Origin of the sequence: Microvirga sp. 2TAF3, from assembly GCF_052114965.1 — a bacterium.
In the GTDB taxonomy this organism is placed as follows: domain Bacteria; phylum Pseudomonadota; class Alphaproteobacteria; order Rhizobiales; family Beijerinckiaceae; genus Microvirga.
The window spans coordinates 214,335-230,774 of record NZ_JBFRFT010000001.1 but is presented as its reverse complement, the minus strand read 5'-3'; the positions used below and the strand labels follow the sequence as shown (position 1 = coordinate 230,774).

The following is a 16,440-nucleotide window of genomic DNA, read 5'->3' as shown; positions in this document are numbered from 1 at the left end:
ATAACGATCAACAGAGGGCAGATTATGAGAATCATCAACAAAATCATGGTGCTCGCGCTTGCCGGCGCGTCTCTTATGATTGGGCCGGGCGCTATGGCGCAGGGGAAGACGTGGACGAAGATCCGCGTTGCGACGGAAGGTGCGTTTGCGCCGTGGAACTTCACGAAACCGGACGGCACGCTCGATGGTTTCGAGGTCGAACTCTATCAGGATCTGTGCCGGCGTATGAAGGTGGAGTGCACACTGGAGGCTCAATCCTTCGATGGAATGATCCCGGCATTGAACGCAGGCAAGTTCGACGCCATCATGGCCGGCATGTCGGCCACGCCGAAGCGTGAAGCCGTGATGGCCTTTTCGGAAGCATACGGGACCACCGGTCAGACTTTTGCTGTGCTGAAATCGAGCCCTCTCGTAAACCTGCCCGAGAAGGGCAAGCCCTTCTCCCTGGCGACCAATGAGGCGGGAGCTGCCGCAGCCGTCGAGGAGCTGAAGCCGCTCCTGAAAGGCAAGGTTATCGGCGTGCAGGGCTCGTCGATCGCTGCAAACTTCCTCGACAAGTACCTGAAGGATGTCGCGGAGATCCGCGAGTACAAGACCACGGAGCAGCATGATCTCGATCTCACGGCAGGGCGCATCGATGTCATCATGGCATCGACGGCCTATCTGTCCGGCGCTGCAGAGAAGCCAGGCAATGAGCAGATGACCATCGCGGGACCACGTTTTCAGGGCGGCATGCTCGGTCGCGGGAGCTCCGTGGGTCTGCGCAAGAGCGACCCGGAACTGAAAGCCATGTTCGACAAGGCGATCACGGAAGCGAAGGCAGACGGGACGATCGAGAAGCTCTCGATGAAGTACTTCGGCTTCGATGTCACGCCCCGCTAACCGGGCCATGAGAGCAGGTCCGGCGATATAGGAACCACTCACTTCCTAACATCAGCGCCGAAGCCCCTGTTGGGCTATGGCGCTGATGCCGATGATGGAGATCGCGCATGCCGATTGATTCATAGAAACGGAGAGCAGGACGGCCCTCCTCTACGAACAATTCAATGCGAATCCAGCCGCGCCAACCGGCATAGCCACGGAAGAGGGATACAAAGCCGACCGGCTCTGTTGTCCTTTCCGCGATAAAAGCCTCCGAATCCGAGGCGCGGGCAGAACGTACGATCAGGTCTGACATTTTGCAAAAGAGAATGAAATACAGTCAAAGAGCATAGAGCGTTATCCGATCCGGCAGACCGGATAACGCTTTAATGCGCCTCGTCCCAGTTCTGCGCGGCCCGGGCCTCGACGGCGAGCGGGACCTTCAGCGTCACGGCGGGGAAGGGAGCTTCCGTCATCACGCGGGAGATCACCGGCAATGTTGCCTCGATCTCCTCGTCGGGCGCTTCGAATACCAGTTCGTCGTGCACCTGCAGTAGCATGCGCGCGGAGAGGCGCTCGGCTTTGAGCGCATCCTCCATGCGGATCATGGCGCGGCGGATGATGTCGGCGGCGGTGCCCTGGATGGGAGCATTGATCGCCTGGCGCTCGACGGCGGCGCGCTCCGACGGATTGCCGGACTTGATCTGCGGATAATGGCAGACGCGCCCGAACAGGGTCGTGACATAGGCCCTTTCCCGCGTCGTCTTCTTGATCTCGTCCATATAGGCGCGGATGCCGGGGAAGCGCTCGAAATACTGCTTGATGAAGGCGGCGGCTTCCGCATTGGGAATGCCGAGGCGCACCGCGAGGCCGAAGGCGGAGATGCCGTAGATAATGCCGAAATTGATGGTCTTGGCCTGACGGCGCAGATCCGGCGTCATCTGGTCGAGGGGCACGCCGAACATGGCGGAGGCGGTCGCCGCGTGAATGTCCTGTCCTTTCGCGAAAGCCTCCTGCAATTGCGGGATATCGGCGATATGCGCGAGGATGCGCAGCTCGATCTGGCTGTAATCGGCGGAAATGATCTTCGAGCCTTCCGGCGCGATGAAGGCCTTGCGGATCTTGCGGCCGGCTTCCGTGCGGATCGGGATGTTCTGCAGGTTCGGCTCGGAGGAGGACAGGCGGCCCGTCGTGGTTGCGGCGAGCGAGAACGAGGTGTGCACCCGCTTCGTTTCCGGGTGCATGTGCTGCTGCAGCGTGTCGGTATAGGTCGATTTCAGCTTGGCGAGCTGGCGCCATTCCAGAATCTTTTCCGGCAGCACATGGCCGGCCTGCGCCAGCTCGTCGAGCAGGGTCGCGGGCGTCGCCCATTGGCCGGACGGCGTCTTCTTCGCGCCGGGCAGGCCCATCCTGCCGAAGAGAATGTCGCCGATCTGCTTCGGGGAGCCGAGCGCGAATTTCTCTCCCGCGATCTCGTGGATCTCGTCCTCGAGCCGCGCGAGGCTCTGGGCGAAATCGCCGGAGAGGCGACTCAGGATCTGCCGGTCGACGGCGATGCCGCGCATTTCCATGCGCGCGATCACATCGACCAGCGGCCGCTCCAGGGTCTCGTAGACGGTGGTGCGGTGCTCGCCGGCAAGGCGCGGCTTCAGCACCTGCCACAGGCGCAGCGTTACATCCGCATCCTCCGCCGCATAGGCCGTGGCCCTGGCGATCTCGACCTTGTCGAATGAAACCTGATTCTTGCCGGTGCCGGCTACTTCCCCGAACGAAATCGGCGAATGGCCGAGATGGCGGCGGGAGAGTTCGTCCATGCCGTGCGAGCCCTTGCCTGCGTCGAGCACGTAGGAAATCAGCATCGTGTCGTCGAAGGGACGCAGATCGATGCCGTAGCGCTTGAGCACGACCCAGTCGTATTTCAGGTTCTGGCCGATCTTGAGAACGGACGGGTCCTCCAGAAGCGGCTTGATGACCGCAATCGCCTCGTCGAGCGGGATCTGCCCGGGGGCGAGACCGCCGCCGAACAGGTCCGAATCGCTGCGATGCTGGAGGGGCACATAGGACGCCTTGCCCGGTTCCAATGCCAGGGAGAAACCGACGAGATCGGCAAGGTTCGCATCGAGCGCGCTCGTCTCCGTATCCACGGCGACGAAGCCCTGCTCACGGGCCTGTGCTACCCACTCCTTCAGGCGGTCGAGGCTCGTGACGGTCTCGTAGGATTGCACGTCGAAAGACTGCGAGGAGGCTTCCGTCGCGCGCTTGCCCGCAAGCTGAGCGGGCGTGCCGAGGCCCTCCACGGGTTTGCGCACGGCGCCGGTCTCCGGCAGGTCGAGCCCGGCGAAAGGATCGACCTCGCCCAAGACCGTCTCGCCTGCTGAAAACGGCACTTCCTCGGCGCCGTTGCCGGCCCGCTCCCAGGCGATCGCTTCGCCGCCGGGCATGAGGCGCGGGTCCGGCTCGATCAGGGTGGGGTCGGCATCGTAAAGCTCGGCGACACGCCGGATCAGGGTGTTGAACTCCATCGCCTTGAGGAAGCCGACGAGGGTCTTCGGGTCGGGCTCGGGCAGGCGCGTCGCGTCGAGCGGCACCGGAAGCGGGGCCTCGCAATCGAGCGTCACGAGCTTCTTCGAAAGCCGTGCCGCCTCCGCATTGTTGATCAGGGTCTCGCGCCTTTTGGGCTGCTTGATCTCGCCCGCGCGGGCGAGCAGCGTTTCGAGATCGCCATATTCCTTGATGAGCTGGGCCGCAGTCTTCAGGCCGATTCCGGGCACGCCGGGCACGTTGTCCGACGTGTCGCCCATGAGTGCCAGCACGTCGCCGATCTTTTCCGGCGGAATACCCTCCCATTTCTCGGTGACGGCGGCCTCGTCCAGGTTGCGCTCGGGGCGGTAGCCCGGCTTGCCCTTGGAGCCCGATTCGAAATCGTAGAAGCACACGAGCGGGCCGACGAGCTGCATCAGATCCTTGTCGGAGGATACGATGAGCACGTTCGCGCCGCGCGCCTTGGCTTCCTGCGTATAGGTTGCGATGAGGTCATCCGCCTCGTAGCGCGCCTGCTCGATGGGCTCCAGGCCGAAGGCGCGAATCGCCTCGCGCATCAGCGGCATCTGAACCTTGAGGTCTTCCGGCGCGTCGGGGCGGTGGCCCTTGTAATCCTCGTAGAGCTCCTTGCGAAACGAGCCCTCTGACTTGTCGAGCACGATGGCGAGATGGGTCGGCATGAAGCCCGCCGCGCCGTCGCGCATGAATTGCAAAAGCTTCGACACGAACAGGCGCACGGCCCCCGTCGGCATACCGTCCGAAATGCGGGTGTTGTACTTCGAGTCCTGGTTCATGGACTGGAAGTAGGCCCGGAAGATGAAGGACGAGCCGTCGACGAGGAAGACGTGGTCGCCGGCGGTGACGGGACGGGAGGGAGCCATAGGGTCTCGAGCGTGAAAACGGATCAGTAACAGATAATGATTCCGGCGCCCGATGGCTATGCCCGCATGCGGGTTATGCCGCCTTCAGTCGGGCCGGATCGAGATTGTGCTCCAAGAGGGCGGGAGCGGCCGGGAATCCAGCGCCGCCTCGAAGGGGAGGGGCAGGTCCATGGCCTCGTACCGGGCCGCAGCGAAAAACCCGAAAAATCAGTCGATCTACCAAATGATGAGAGCTTGGCTGCTTGAAGGGCGGTTCGTTCAGGACAGTTATTTTCCTGCTCGAAAAATACACGTGGCGAGCTTGAGCTACCGAATGTCTGCCCAGCCTGGGCGGACGGCCTGCCATGACAAAGAGGGCGCTGCGGGGAACGCGCTGCCCCAGGAGGGAACACATGTTGTCCAGGAAACCCGCTCTGAAACACGTACTCATCAGCCTCGCCGCCCTCGCCCTTTCGGCGAATGCGGCCCTTGCCCAGGGCAAAGGTCCGGTGGTCGGCGTCAGCTGGTCGAATTTCCAGGAGGAGCGCTGGAAGACCGACGAGGCGGCGATCAAGGCTGCCATCGAGAAGGCCGGAGGCACCTATGTGTCCGCCGACGCGCAATCCTCGCCCGCCAAGCAGCTCACCGATATCGAGAGCCTGATCTCCCGCGGCGCTAAGGCGCTGATCGTCCTGGCGCAGGATTCGGACGCCATCCGCCCGGCGGTCGAGAAGGCGGTGGCCGAGGGCATTCCGGTGGTTGGCTATGACCGTCTCATCGAAATCCCGCAGGTGTTCTATCTCACTTTCGACAATGTGGAGGTCGGCCGGCTGCAGGCCCGCGACGTGCTGAAAGTGAAGCCCGAGGGCAACTACGTCTTCATCAAGGGCTCGGGCGCCGATCCGAACGCCAATTTCCTGTTCCAGGGCGCGATGGAAGTGCTCAAGCCCTCGATCGATTCTGGCAAGATCAAGAACGTGGGCGAGGCCTATACGGATGGCTGGCTCCCGGCCAACGCACAGCGGAACATGGAGCAGTTCCTGACCAAGAACAACAACAAGGTCGATGCGGTCATCGCCGCCAATGACGGCACGGCGGGCGGCGCCATCGCGGCGCTGGCGGCGCAGGGCCTTGCCGGTTCCGTGCCGGTTTCGGGCCAGGACGCCGACAAGGCAGCGCTCAACCGCGTCGCCCTCGGCACGCAGACCGTCTCCGTGTTCAAGGATGCCCGCGAGCTCGGCCGCAACGCGGCGGAAATCGCCCTGCAGCTCGCAGGCGGCAAGAAGCTGAACGAGGTTCAGGGGGCCATGTCCTGGAATCTGGGCCCGAAGAAGCAGAACATGACGGCGATCTTCCTCAGGCCCGTCGCGATCACGAAGGATAACCTCAACGTGGTCATCGACGCCGGCTGGGTCACGAAGGACGTGGTTTGTCAGGGCGTGAAGCCGGGCTCGGTGAAGGCCTGCAATTAGGCCTTATCATCCGCCTCAAGCAGCCTCCGTGTCATCCCCGGCCGGAGGCGGCATCGCCGCTGGATGGGAAGGGGATCCATAACCTCAATACGTCGCGACTGTGGATCCCCTTTCCTCGCTTCCCTCAGCCTGAGGATGACACTGCGCAAGGCCATGACAGCACCCGCCACCACGACCGTTCCGCCCCGGAGCTCTTCCTCCGAAGGATCGCTCCTATCGAAGCTGGAAATCGATGTCCGCATGCTCGGCATGCTGGCGGCGCTTGCCGTCATCTGGATCGGGTTCGACATTCTCTCCGGCGGCGTCTTCCTCACACCGCGCAATCTCTGGAATCTCTCGGTCCAGACGGCTTCCATCGCCATCATGTCGACGGGCATGGTGCTCGTTATCGTCACTCGCAACATCGATCTCTCCGTAGGCGCGATTCTGGGCCTCGTCGGCATGATCATCGGCGTGGCGCAGGTGCAGTGGCTGCCGGCCTGGCTCGGCTTCGAGCATTGGCTCACTGCGCCTCTCGTCGTGCTCGTCGCCATCGCCATCGGCGGCGCCATCGGCCTGTTCCAGGGCTGGCTCATCGCCTATCTCGCCATCCCCTCCTTCATCGTCACCCTCGGTGGTCTGCTGGTCTGGCGCGGCGCGGCCTGGTGGGTCACGGCGGGCCAGACCATCGCGCCCATGGATAACCGATTCAAGGCTTTCGGCGGCGGGGTGGAGGGGGCGCTCGGCGCGACCGCCACCTGGGTTATCGCGGCCATCGCCTGCGGCCTCGTCATCGTCGCGCTCGGCCTCGCCCGCCGCCGCCGGATCAGCTTCGGCTTCCCGGTGCGCCCAGGCTGGGCGGATGCGGTGATCGCGCTCTTCGCCTGCGGCGCGGTTCTGGGGGCCGCGGCCATCGCCAACGCCTATCCCTTGCCCGCAGGCACCGCGCGGCGCTGGGCCGAGGCCAACGGCATCGTCTGGCCCGAAGGTGGCCTGTTCATTCCCCACGGCGTTGCTCTGCCGGTGCTGATCGCAGTGGTCGTCGGCCTTTTCATGACCTTTCTCGCCCGGCGTCTGCGCTTTGGCCGCTATGTCTTCGCCATCGGCGGCAATCCGGAGGCGGCGGAACTGTCGGGCATCAATACCCGCTGGACCCTGATGAAGGTGTTCGGCCTCATGGGCGTCCTGTGCGGCATCTCCGCCTGCATCTCGACCGCGCGCCTCAACGCGGCGACGAATTCCGCCGGCACCCTCGACGAGCTTTATGTGATCGCCTCCGCCGTCATCGGCGGCACGTCGCTTGCGGGCGGCATCGGAACAATTGCGGGCGCCATGCTCGGCGCGCTCGTTATGCAGTCCCTGCAATCGGGCATGGTGCTGCTCGGGGTCGACACGCCGTTGCAGAACATCGTCGTCGGCGCCGTGCTGGTTCTGGCGGTCTGGGTCGACGGCCTCTATCGCCGCCGCATCAAGTAATCGGAGAGCGTCATGCAAACGAACGGCACAGCGCCTCTCATCGAGATGCGTAATATTTCCATCGCCTTCGGCGGCATCAAGGCGGTCGACGATGTCTCCGTCGATCTGCGTCCCGGCGAGGTGGTGGGCCTGCTCGGCCATAATGGGGCGGGCAAATCGACCCTGATCAAGATCCTGTCCGGCGCCTATGCGCCCGATGCGGGCGAAATTTACGTCAACGGCGAGCACGCCCATATCGGCTCGCCGCGCGACGCCAAGCGCTACGGCATCGAGACGATTTATCAGACCCTGGCGCTCGCTGACAACATCGACGCCGCCGGCAACATCTTCCTCGGTCGCGAGGTGCTGACCTCTTACGGTACCCTCGACGATGCCACCATGGAATCCGAGACGCGCAAGGTGATGGCGCGTCTCAACCCGCATTTTCGCCGCTTCAAGGAGCCTGTGAAGGCTCTCTCCGGCGGCCAGCGGCAATCGGTGGCGATCGCCCGTGCGATCTATTTCAATGCCCGCGTCCTCATCATGGACGAGCCCACCGCGGCGCTCGGCCCCGCCGAGACGCAGCAGGTGGCCGATCTCGTGCTGCAATTGAAGAAGGAAGGCATCGGCATCTTCCTCATCAGCCACGACATCCACGACGTCTTTGGGCTTGCGGATCGCGTCAGCGTGATGAAGAACGGCAAACTCGTTGGTTCGGCCAACGTGACCGACGTAACGCAGGATGAGGTGCTCGGCATGATCATTCTCGGCAAGTGCCCGCCCAGGGCAACGCCGGGGCCGGGCGCGAGCTGAAACAAACCTTCGTCATTCCGGGGCGAGCGAAGCGAGAGCCCGGAACCCATAGACGCTAACTGCGTCGGATCAGGCTGCGGTCGTCGAAGCGCTGCCGATCCGAAACTCGGCGGTTATGGATTCCGAGCTTCGCTGACGCGGCCCCGGAATGACAACCGAAATGCTCTATCAAGGAAGCGAAGCACATGACGACTATCTATGGCTCCCTGAAGAACAAGACCGCCCTCATCACCGGCGGCGCCAGCGGCATCGGCGAGAGCATCGCGGAGGCCTTTCATGCGCAAGGGAGCAAGGTCGCAATCCTCGATTACAATGCCGAGGCCGGGCAGGCGCTGGCGACGCGTCTCGGCGAGCGCGCGCATTTCGAGCACAACGATGTGCGCGACATCCCCGCCCTGCAGGCCGCGATCCGGCGCGCGAGCGAGGCGTTGGGGCCGATCACGATCCTCATCAACAATGCGGCGCGGGACGACAGGCACACCATCGATCAGGTGACGCCGGACTATTGGCGCGAGCGCTTCGCCACCAATATCGACCACCAGTTCTTCGCCACGCAGGCGGTTCTGCCCGACATGGAGAAGGCGGGCGGCGGCTCGGTCATCAATATGGGCTCGACGAGCTACATGGTGAGCGACGATTCATTCGCCGCCTACAAGACCGCGAAATCCGCCACGGTCGGCCTCACCCGCGCGCTGGCGCGTGAACTCGGGCCGAAGAATATCCGCGTCAATTCCATCGTGCCGGGCTGGATCATGACCCAGCGCCAGATCGACCTCTGGCTCACGCCGGAAGGCGAGGCGGAACTGCTGAAGCGCCAATGCGTCAAGCGCAAGCTTGTGCCGGAGGATATCGCGAAAGTGGCCCTGTTCCTGGCGTCCGACGATGCGGGCGCAATCACGGCGCAGAGCTATCTGGTGGATGGCGGCTGGGTTTGAGAGCTGCGCTTGCCTAACCCATCATCCCGGGGCCGCGGAGCGGAGCCCGGGATCGTTCTCCAGATAAAGCGTTGTTCTTGTCCGATGATCCCGGATCGCCCACGGCGTTCGGGATGACGCAGAGGTTCAGGCCCTCGCCCCAGCCTCGGCGGCGGTAGGCACTTCTTCCACCTCATCCTCCCCGCTCTCAACCTTCATCGTGTCCTTGCGCACCACGAGGCACAGGATCACGAGCGGGATGCCGATGGCGGCGGTGGCGGAAAAGAGAAGCGGATAGCCGTAGGCATCCACCACCGCGCCCGAGGCGCCGCCGATCAGCTTGCCGGGAAGCGCGTAGAGCGAACTCAACAGCGCGTATTGCGTCGCCGCGAATCCCGGCGCGGTCAGGCCCGACATGTAGGCGACGAGCGCGGAGCCCGCGAAGCCCGAGGCGAAGTTGTCGACGCTGATGGCGAGGATCAGAAGGTCCATCCGCGCGCCTTCCATGGCGAGCCACGAGAACATCAGGTTCGAGGATGCGGCGATGAACGCGCCGATGAAGAGCGTCCACCACAGGCCGAGACGGGTCAGCGCCAACCCGCCCGCGAAAGCGCCGGCGATGCCGACCCACACGCCGTAGAGCTTCGAGACATTGGCGATGTCGGCCTTGGAGAAACCGAGATCGATATAGAGTGGGTTCGCCATCACACCCGCCACGAAATCGGGCAGGCGGAAACATGCGACCAGGGCCAGGATCGGGATGAGGATCAGGCCCTTGCGCTGGAACAGGTTGGCCAGCGGCTCAATGATGGCGGCGGCAAAAGGCAGGCGCTCTCTTGCAGACCCTTCATTGACCTGTGGGGCGAGGAGCGTGCCGATCAGCCCGACGCTCATGAGCGCCGCCATGGCGAGATAGGCGCTGCGCCAGTTCACGAATTCCGCGATATAGAGCGCACCCGCGCCTGCGCAGATCAGGGCGAGCCTGTAGCCGAGCTGGAGGCTGGCTGCCATCATACCCTGGCGCTCGGTGGAAGCCGCATCGATACGCCATCCGTCGATCACCACGTCCTGCGTGGCCGACGCGAAGGCCACGAGAAGCGCGGAGACGATGGTGAGCATCAGGCTCATCTGCGGATCGCTCGCGGCGATGCCGATGAGGCCCAGCGCGGTGACGATCTGCGACAGGGCCATCCATCCGCGCCGCCGTCCGAGCAGGCGGGCAAGGAAAGGCACGTCGTAGCGATCAACGATGGGAGCCCAGAGAAACTTGAAGGAATAGGCCAGCGCGACCCAGCTCAGCATGCCGATCTCGGTCCGCGAGATGCCCGCCTCACGCAGCCATGCGGAGAGCGTGCTGAAGACCAGGAGGAACGGTAGCCCGGAGGAGAAGCCGAGGGGCAGCATCAAGGCGACGCGCCCGTCCGTCAGCATATCGCGAAGCGAGAGGCGGCGTTTTGCGGGGGATTTGCCTTGAGACATAGTCACCTTTGAACTGGGCTTTATCTTTGTTTGAGCATCATTTTCCGCGAAGAACCGGATCCACTTCTTCGTCCGATGCTCCAGGCTCACCCATGGCAGAGCCCTGGCCCTTCATCCTGGCGGCGGAGCCGTTGCAGGGTCGTTAACGGCGCCCCGCCGACGCGACGACCTTGCCGCCCGTCTGCGCCACCGACTGCACCACGATTGTCTGGATCTCCTCCGCGACGCGGCTTGCGAGGCAATCGTAACCCTTGTCGCCCATGTGGAAATTGTCGGCGGACAACATGGCACGCAGGTCGTCGATGGAATGGCTGCCCCAATCCTTCATCATCGCATAGCGCGAGAAGACGGAGACCTTCCGCTCGTCGCCGACGTCGCCGACCGTCTGCACGAACTTCTCGTAGCGAGCCGGGTCCCGGATGGTCGGGAAGTACTGCGGATCCAGCAGAATGATGTCGGTATGGGCGCTCCTGGCGGCCGTGATGCCGCGCTCGAGCAGATTGCGGAAACTTTCCTCAGTTACCACGCCCGAGACCGCGTCGTTGGTGCCCACCTGCCAGATGACGAGATCATAGGAATCGGCCGTGAGCGCAGCCTCCAGCCGCTCGACGGTCCGGGTCGCGGTTTCGCCGCCGATGCCGGCATTCACGACCGTAACCTTTTCCCGCCAGAGGGCGGCGAGATCCTCCTGAAGCTGGGCGGGATAGGAATATTCGGGCGCCGAGGCTCCCACGCCCTGCGTCGAGGAGGAGCCAATGGCCAGGATACGTATCGGCTCATGCCGGGAGAGTCTGGTCGAGAGCATGCCAAGCAGGCCATGCGCCTTGAAGATCGGATGAGCGCTTCTGCAAGCGTTTCCGTCGGCGGAGGCGGGTGCTGCCATGCCCAGTATTGCCAAGCTTAAGGAGAAAGCCGCCCAGTAAAGGCGGAAGACAGAGCGAGACTTCTTGTCCGACCCTTTTTCGGGCCGGCCGAGTTGAACTTGTTCCATTCCAGATATCGCGCCAGTGCCAGGAGACCAATTGCCCCGACAATGGTGAATACCATGCCGATGATCTGCGGACTAGCGGAGGATTTGACCGCGGCAAGCGTCATGATGACCTGTCCCAGGGCGCTGAGCAGCGAGCCTGCGGCAAAGATGACCAGTCCGTTACGGCCAAGCCGCCGCAGGTCCGGACCGATGAAAGTGCGCTCCAGCATCTCTCCGACGCGCCACTGGGTGAGCAGGTAGGCCAGGGCGAGGAAGTGGACCAGACGACCGAGGCCGAGATCGTATTTCGGCAGGTCGAGCTGCGTGAAGGCCGCGTCGCGCAGGCCCGGAGCGAGGCCGAAGACATCCATGATGACCAGCAGCGACGCCGTAAGAACGGCGATGCAGCTGATCGCGCAGGTGCGCGTCAGAGGAATGGGCCGTTTCGTGAAGACGACGCCCGCAACGATGCCGATGGTGAAAAGCAGTTGCCAAGCAAAGGGATTGAAAAACCAGGTCCCTGGCTCCGGCCATGTCGGCAGCACCAAGACGCCAGTGCGGGCAAGCGCATAGATTCCGCCCGATACGGCGAGCGCGAACAGCACATGAATCCGCGCCAGGATCATCGCCACGGGAGCCCAGAGCATGAGCGCGATATAGAGCGGCAGAATATTGAAATAGCCGAGCTGATGCCCGAGCAGGAGGATTCCGGTCACACCCTTCGTCGTGTCGCCGAAGACGGCACTGCGTCCGTCCGCTTCGATCAGGCCGATATCGTCGCTGAGCTCATAACCGATAGAGAAAAGTGCAATGGCTCCCGCGGTGAGCAGGAGGTGCATGCGATAAAGTTCGAGCGAGCGGCGCACGCACCGCCGCACGACGCCGATCACGTCGCCCTGCGGGATCTTGTGATAATAAACCAGTGCAAGCGACAGCCCCGATATGAAGATGAACGCCTCGGCGGAATCCGAAAAGCCGAAGCTGCGGGGTGTGAGATGTTCGATGATGTTGCCCGGAATGTGATTGACGAAGATGATCACGAGGACGAGGCCCCGCCAGAAATCGATCGTCGTGTTTCGTTCCAGTTCCTTCATCGATTGCACTTTCGGAATCGCCGCATCAGGAAAACGCCAAGGCGGCATCAGGGGTTCAAAAACGGAAGTGCCGAACACGCGGCAGACGGGTCAAACTTTGGTGAAGCCGCGATCACGCGGGGCAATGACGGAAGATGCCAAGCGGCATTCCGAATCAATGAGCGTTGTCTACGACACCATCATCCAGAACGACAACATCTTGGCGCGTGAATGGCGGGCGCAAACGTCCCGTCAAGCTTCACGATCTGGAGCGCGAAGCGGCGATGTCAAGCGACGCACGCTCGCGCGTGAGCGAGCATGCAAGCGAGATCGAAACCGTTTCGAAAGGTAGGATCGTTGCTTCTGTCCGACGCTCAGCCCTGGATCGCACCCGATGCCATGGCGTCGATCTGGGCGACGAGGCGAGGCTTGAGCCCGAGCGCACCGGACAGGTGCGCCAGAAAGACACGTTCCTCGACCGTGTTCGGCGTGATGATGCGCCGGGCCGCCGTATAAACCTGCACGGCGGCCTCGGGAGTCTTCACGGCAGCGGCGAGTTCGGCCGCGCTGGCGGGATGGGCCAGATCCGCCTCGATGATGTGCACGCCTTCGCCCTCGATGCCCGCGCTCTTGAGCGCGCCAAGAATGCGCGCACGTTCGCCGTCATCGATGCGGCCATCAGCTGCGGCCGCGGCGATCATCGCGCGCATGACCAGAAGAGCGGTGTCGCCGTTCTCGGCATCCGTCGGCACGGGCGGCGGAAGGGCAGGCTGCGCCTCGATCAGTGGCGCAGCCTCGCCGCCCTTGTTCAGGAAGCGGTTGAACAGGGCGGTGCCCTTGGTCTTCGCCGTCGCGGTGAGTTTGCGTCCGGTTTCCGAATTGACCACGGCCTTGGTCAGGCCAGCCACGACCGCATGGACGGCGGCGTTGCCCTGTGGGGTCTTGAGATATTCCTGCGCCTTGCCGAGCAGGAGATCGGTGAGGTCCGCGGGAGGCGGCGGAGAGGCGGCCTTGGCTGGCTTCGGCGCAGGCTGCTCGCCCCCGGCGGTTTCGGGTGCGGGCGGCGGAGGCGACTGTCTGTTCGCCAGGCCGATCAGGTCGCTGAGCAGGGTGCCTGCTCCGAGTGGGTTGGCCGGGCTCGGTTTGGCGGCGTCAATTGGTTTGTCGGAAGCGGGGGATGCCGGGACTTGGCCGCCGGCCGGGGCCGGCGTGCCCAGGGCGTCGAGAAGTTTCTTGGCGTCGAACATGAATCTGCCCCCGCTAACTCACGAAATCTACTGAAGATTGAATTAAGACGCAAACGCGCCAAGCTTTCCGGCGCGCCTGCGCAGTAACGCGGCTGGAAATTTTAGAAGATCATGCCCAGCATGCTCCACACCATCATGGCGCCCATCATGTAATAGATCCATTTCGGCATGCCGGGGGCGCTCTGGCGGGATTGCCCGTCGACGGCATTGATCAACTCGGCTTGCACCTGCTGCCCTTTCAGGACGAGCAGCGTCAGGCCCTGAATCGCTTCCGCCTGGGCATTGAGGAGAGCGGTGGTGTGGAGTTGCCGGGTCTGAGCATCCGGCGCCGTCTCGTTCAGATGGGTCAATGATTGCCCGATCTGCCCGATGGCGTTGCGCATGGCGTCGAAATTCTGGCTCTGCTCGGCAAGCAGCATGCGCGCCTGCGTGATCGGGTCCGGCACGTGCTTCTGCGCCGCCTGCGACAGATGCTGCATCAGGCCGTCCTGGCCCTGGGTGATCGCGGCGCGTACGGCCTTGCCGGCATCTGATGCCAGCGCCGCCTGGGTCAGGCCGACGGCTTTGCCGACCAGCTTGCCGGCATCGGGATTGAGAAGAGGTTCGCGGGTCTGTTCCATGGGTGGATGCTTTGAGTCGATGGTAGGGATTCGCTCGAAAGGCTCTCATAGCCTGATCGGGCGCAAAGAGCTATGCTCTATCGTTCCAAAGACATCTATTCCTTTGCGTTACCTCTTCTGCGGTGCGCCGGAACACCTTTCGATATTGTCGCGCCGGTCAAGCTTTCACGTTCCGAAGTCTGTCCGCATGCCAGCGCAGATGATCCTCGATGAAGGTCGCGATGAAGAAATAGGAGTGGTCGTAACCCTCCTGCATGCGCAGAATCAGCGGTATTCCGGCCCTGGCGCAGGCCTCCTCCAGAAGCCGGGGCTTGAGCTGGGTCTCGAGAAAGCCGTCGGCGCTGCCCTGATCGACGAGGATGCCGGGCAGCCGCGCGCCATCCTCGATGAGCGCGCAGGCATCGTAGTCGCGCCAGGCGGAGCGGTCGGACCCGAGATAGGCCGACAGCGCTTTCTCGCCCCAGGGACAGTTCATCGGCGAGGCGATGGGCGCGAAGGCCGAGACGGCGGCGAAGCGGCCCGGATTGCGAAGGGCGATGGTCAGGGCGCCATGCCCGCCCATGGAATGACCGGTGATGCCCTGTCGCGTCATGTCGGCGGGAAGCTCCGCGCCGACGAGGGCGGGTAGCTCGCGCTCGATATAGGAGCGCATGCGATAATTCTTCGCCCAGGGCGCCTGGGTCGCATCCACGTAAAAGCCCGCGCCGAGGCCGAGATCGTAGGCGCCTTCCGGGTCGTCCGGCACGCCCTCGCCCCGCGGGCTCGTATCCGGCGCGATCAGGATGAGCCCGAGCTCCGACGCCACGCGCTGCGCGCCCGCCTTCACGGTGAAGTTTTCCTCCGTACAGGTCAGGCCTGACAGAAACCATACTACCGGCACTTTGCCCTCCGTCGCCTGGGGCGGCAGGTAGGCGGCGAAGCGCATGGGCGTGCCCGTCTCGGACGAGGCATGGCGATAGACGAACTGCGTGCCGTTGAAGCAACGCGACTGCGAGACGACCTCGAGTGCCACGACGTTCCCCGATCAGTAGACCACGACCGAACGGATCGACTTGCCTTCATGCATGAGGTCGAAGGCGGTGTTGATCTCTTCCAGCGGCATCTTGTGGGTGATCAGGTCGTCGATGTTGATCTTGCCCTCCATGTACCAGTCGACGATCTTCGGCACGTCCGTGCGGCCGCGGGCGCCGCCGAAGGCCGTGCCTTTCCAGACGCGGCCGGTGACGAGCTGGAACGGACGGGTGGCGATCTCCTTGCCCGATTCCGCGACGCCGATGATGATGCTCTCGCCCCAGCCCCGGTGGCAGCATTCCAGCGCTTGGCGCATGACATTGACGTTGCCGGTTGCGTCGAAGGAGAAATCCGCGCCGCCATCCGTCGCGTCGATGATCGCCTGAACGACCTTGTCGTTGCCGACCTCGTTGGGATTGATGAAGTGGGTCATGCCGAATTTCTCGGCCATGGCGCGCTTCGCCGGGTTGATGTCGACGCCGATGATCTTGTCCGCGCCGACCATGCGCGCACCTTGGATCACGTTGAGGCCGATGCCGCCGAGGCCGAACACCACCACATTCGCCCCGGGCCAGACCTTCGCGGTGTAGATCACCGCGCCGATGCCCGTGGTGACGCCGCAGCCGATATAGCAGATCTTGTCGAAGGGCGCGTCCTCGCGGATCTTGGCGAGCGCGATCTCCGGCAGCACGGTGAAGTTCGCGAAGGTCGAGCAGCCCATGTAATGGAAGATCTGGTCGCCGTCGCAGCGAAAGCGGGTCGTACCGTCGGGCATGAGCCCCTGGCCCTGCGTGGCGCGGATGGCAGTGCACAGGTTCGTCCGGCGGGAGAGGCAGGACTTACACTGACGGCATTCCGGCGTGTAGAGCGGGATCACGTGGTCGCCGGGTTTCAGCGTGGTGACGCCGGGGCCGACCTCGCGCACGATACCTGCGCCCTCATGGCCGAGGATCGCCGGAAACTTGCCCTCTGAATCGAGGCCGGAGAGGGTATAGGCATCCGTATGGCAGATTCCCGTCGCCATCACCTCGACGAGCACCTCGCCCGCGCGCGGGCCTTCGATACGGACGGTTTCGATGGTGAGGGGCTTGCCCGCTTCCCATGCCACGGCTGCTCTGGTTTCCATGCTCGTCCCTTCCTTGCTG

At 63.6% G+C, this 16,440-nt stretch carries 13 protein-coding genes; 5 read left to right on the top strand and 8 right to left on the bottom strand.

Features of this window, described 5'->3' with window-relative positions; translation table 11 throughout:
• Positions 1-24: 24 nt before the first annotated feature.
• The gene (locus AB4Y97_RS01025; protein WP_441997133.1) at positions 25-882 is read left to right on the top strand and encodes a transporter substrate-binding domain-containing protein; all 858 of its coding nucleotides are present in this window, start codon (positions 25-27) and stop codon (positions 880-882) included.
• A gap of 365 nt (positions 883-1,247) precedes the next feature.
• Here the strand turns inward: AB4Y97_RS01025 and polA are convergent, their stop codons facing one another.
• Positions 1,248-4,283 carry a DNA polymerase I gene (gene polA / locus AB4Y97_RS01020; protein WP_441997132.1) on the bottom strand — a complete coding sequence of 1,012 codons (3,036 nt, stop codon included), beginning with the start codon at positions 4,281-4,283 and terminating at the stop codon, positions 1,248-1,250.
• 392 nt (positions 4,284-4,675) lie between these two features.
• Between polA and xylF the strand changes: the two genes are divergently transcribed.
• From xylF to AB4Y97_RS01000, 4 genes are all read left to right on the top strand, one after another.
• Positions 4,676-5,734, top strand: coding sequence for a D-xylose ABC transporter substrate-binding protein (xylF, locus tag AB4Y97_RS01015; protein WP_441997131.1), 1,059 nt, complete (start codon positions 4,676-4,678; stop codon positions 5,732-5,734).
• Positions 5,735-5,887: 153 nt separating this feature from the next.
• The gene (locus AB4Y97_RS01010; RefSeq protein WP_441997130.1) at positions 5,888-7,189 is read left to right on the top strand and encodes a sugar ABC transporter permease; all 1,302 of its coding nucleotides are present in this window, start codon (positions 5,888-5,890) and stop codon (positions 7,187-7,189) included.
• 12 nt (positions 7,190-7,201) lie between these two features.
• The gene (locus tag AB4Y97_RS01005) at positions 7,202-7,981 is read left to right on the top strand and encodes an ATP-binding cassette domain-containing protein (protein ID WP_441997129.1); all 780 of its coding nucleotides are present in this window, start codon (positions 7,202-7,204) and stop codon (positions 7,979-7,981) included.
• A 185-nt stretch (positions 7,982-8,166) separates the two neighbouring features.
• Complete coding sequence (locus AB4Y97_RS01000) at positions 8,167-8,916, top strand: SDR family NAD(P)-dependent oxidoreductase (RefSeq protein WP_441997128.1); 750 nt, start codon at positions 8,167-8,169, stop codon at positions 8,914-8,916.
• 126 nt (positions 8,917-9,042) lie between these two features.
• On the opposite strand, the gene AB4Y97_RS00995 is transcribed toward AB4Y97_RS01000, so the two are convergent.
• The 7 genes from AB4Y97_RS00995 to AB4Y97_RS00965 all read right to left on the bottom strand — a co-directional run bounded on the left by AB4Y97_RS00995 (position 9,043) and on the right by AB4Y97_RS00965 (position 16,421).
• Positions 9,043-10,374: an AmpG family muropeptide MFS transporter gene (locus AB4Y97_RS00995; protein WP_441997127.1), complete on the bottom strand. Its 1,332-nt coding sequence runs from the start codon at positions 10,372-10,374 to the stop codon at positions 9,043-9,045.
• 142 nt (positions 10,375-10,516) lie between these two features.
• Entirely contained in the window at positions 10,517-11,257 is a 741-nt protein-coding gene (locus tag AB4Y97_RS00990; RefSeq protein WP_441997126.1) for an SGNH/GDSL hydrolase family protein, read from the bottom strand.
• Positions 11,258-11,274: 17 nt separating this feature from the next.
• On the bottom strand, positions 11,275-12,438 hold the full coding sequence (locus AB4Y97_RS00985) for an OpgC family protein (protein ID WP_441997125.1): 1,164 nt from the start codon (positions 12,436-12,438) through the stop codon (positions 11,275-11,277).
• A gap of 353 nt (positions 12,439-12,791) precedes the next feature.
• Positions 12,792-13,664 carry a DUF533 domain-containing protein gene (locus AB4Y97_RS00980; protein WP_441997124.1) on the bottom strand — a complete coding sequence of 291 codons (873 nt, stop codon included), beginning with the start codon at positions 13,662-13,664 and terminating at the stop codon, positions 12,792-12,794.
• Positions 13,665-13,765: 101 nt separating this feature from the next.
• Positions 13,766-14,284 carry a hypothetical protein gene (locus AB4Y97_RS00975; protein WP_441997123.1) on the bottom strand — a complete coding sequence of 173 codons (519 nt, stop codon included), beginning with the start codon at positions 14,282-14,284 and terminating at the stop codon, positions 13,766-13,768.
• Positions 14,285-14,441: 157 nt separating this feature from the next.
• Entirely contained in the window at positions 14,442-15,296 is an 855-nt protein-coding gene (gene fghA / locus AB4Y97_RS00970) for an S-formylglutathione hydrolase (protein WP_441997122.1), read from the bottom strand.
• Positions 15,297-15,308: 12 nt separating this feature from the next.
• Complete coding sequence (locus tag AB4Y97_RS00965) at positions 15,309-16,421, bottom strand: S-(hydroxymethyl)glutathione dehydrogenase/class III alcohol dehydrogenase (RefSeq protein ID WP_441997121.1); 1,113 nt, start codon at positions 16,419-16,421, stop codon at positions 15,309-15,311.
• Between the last annotated feature and the right edge of the window lie 19 nt (positions 16,422-16,440).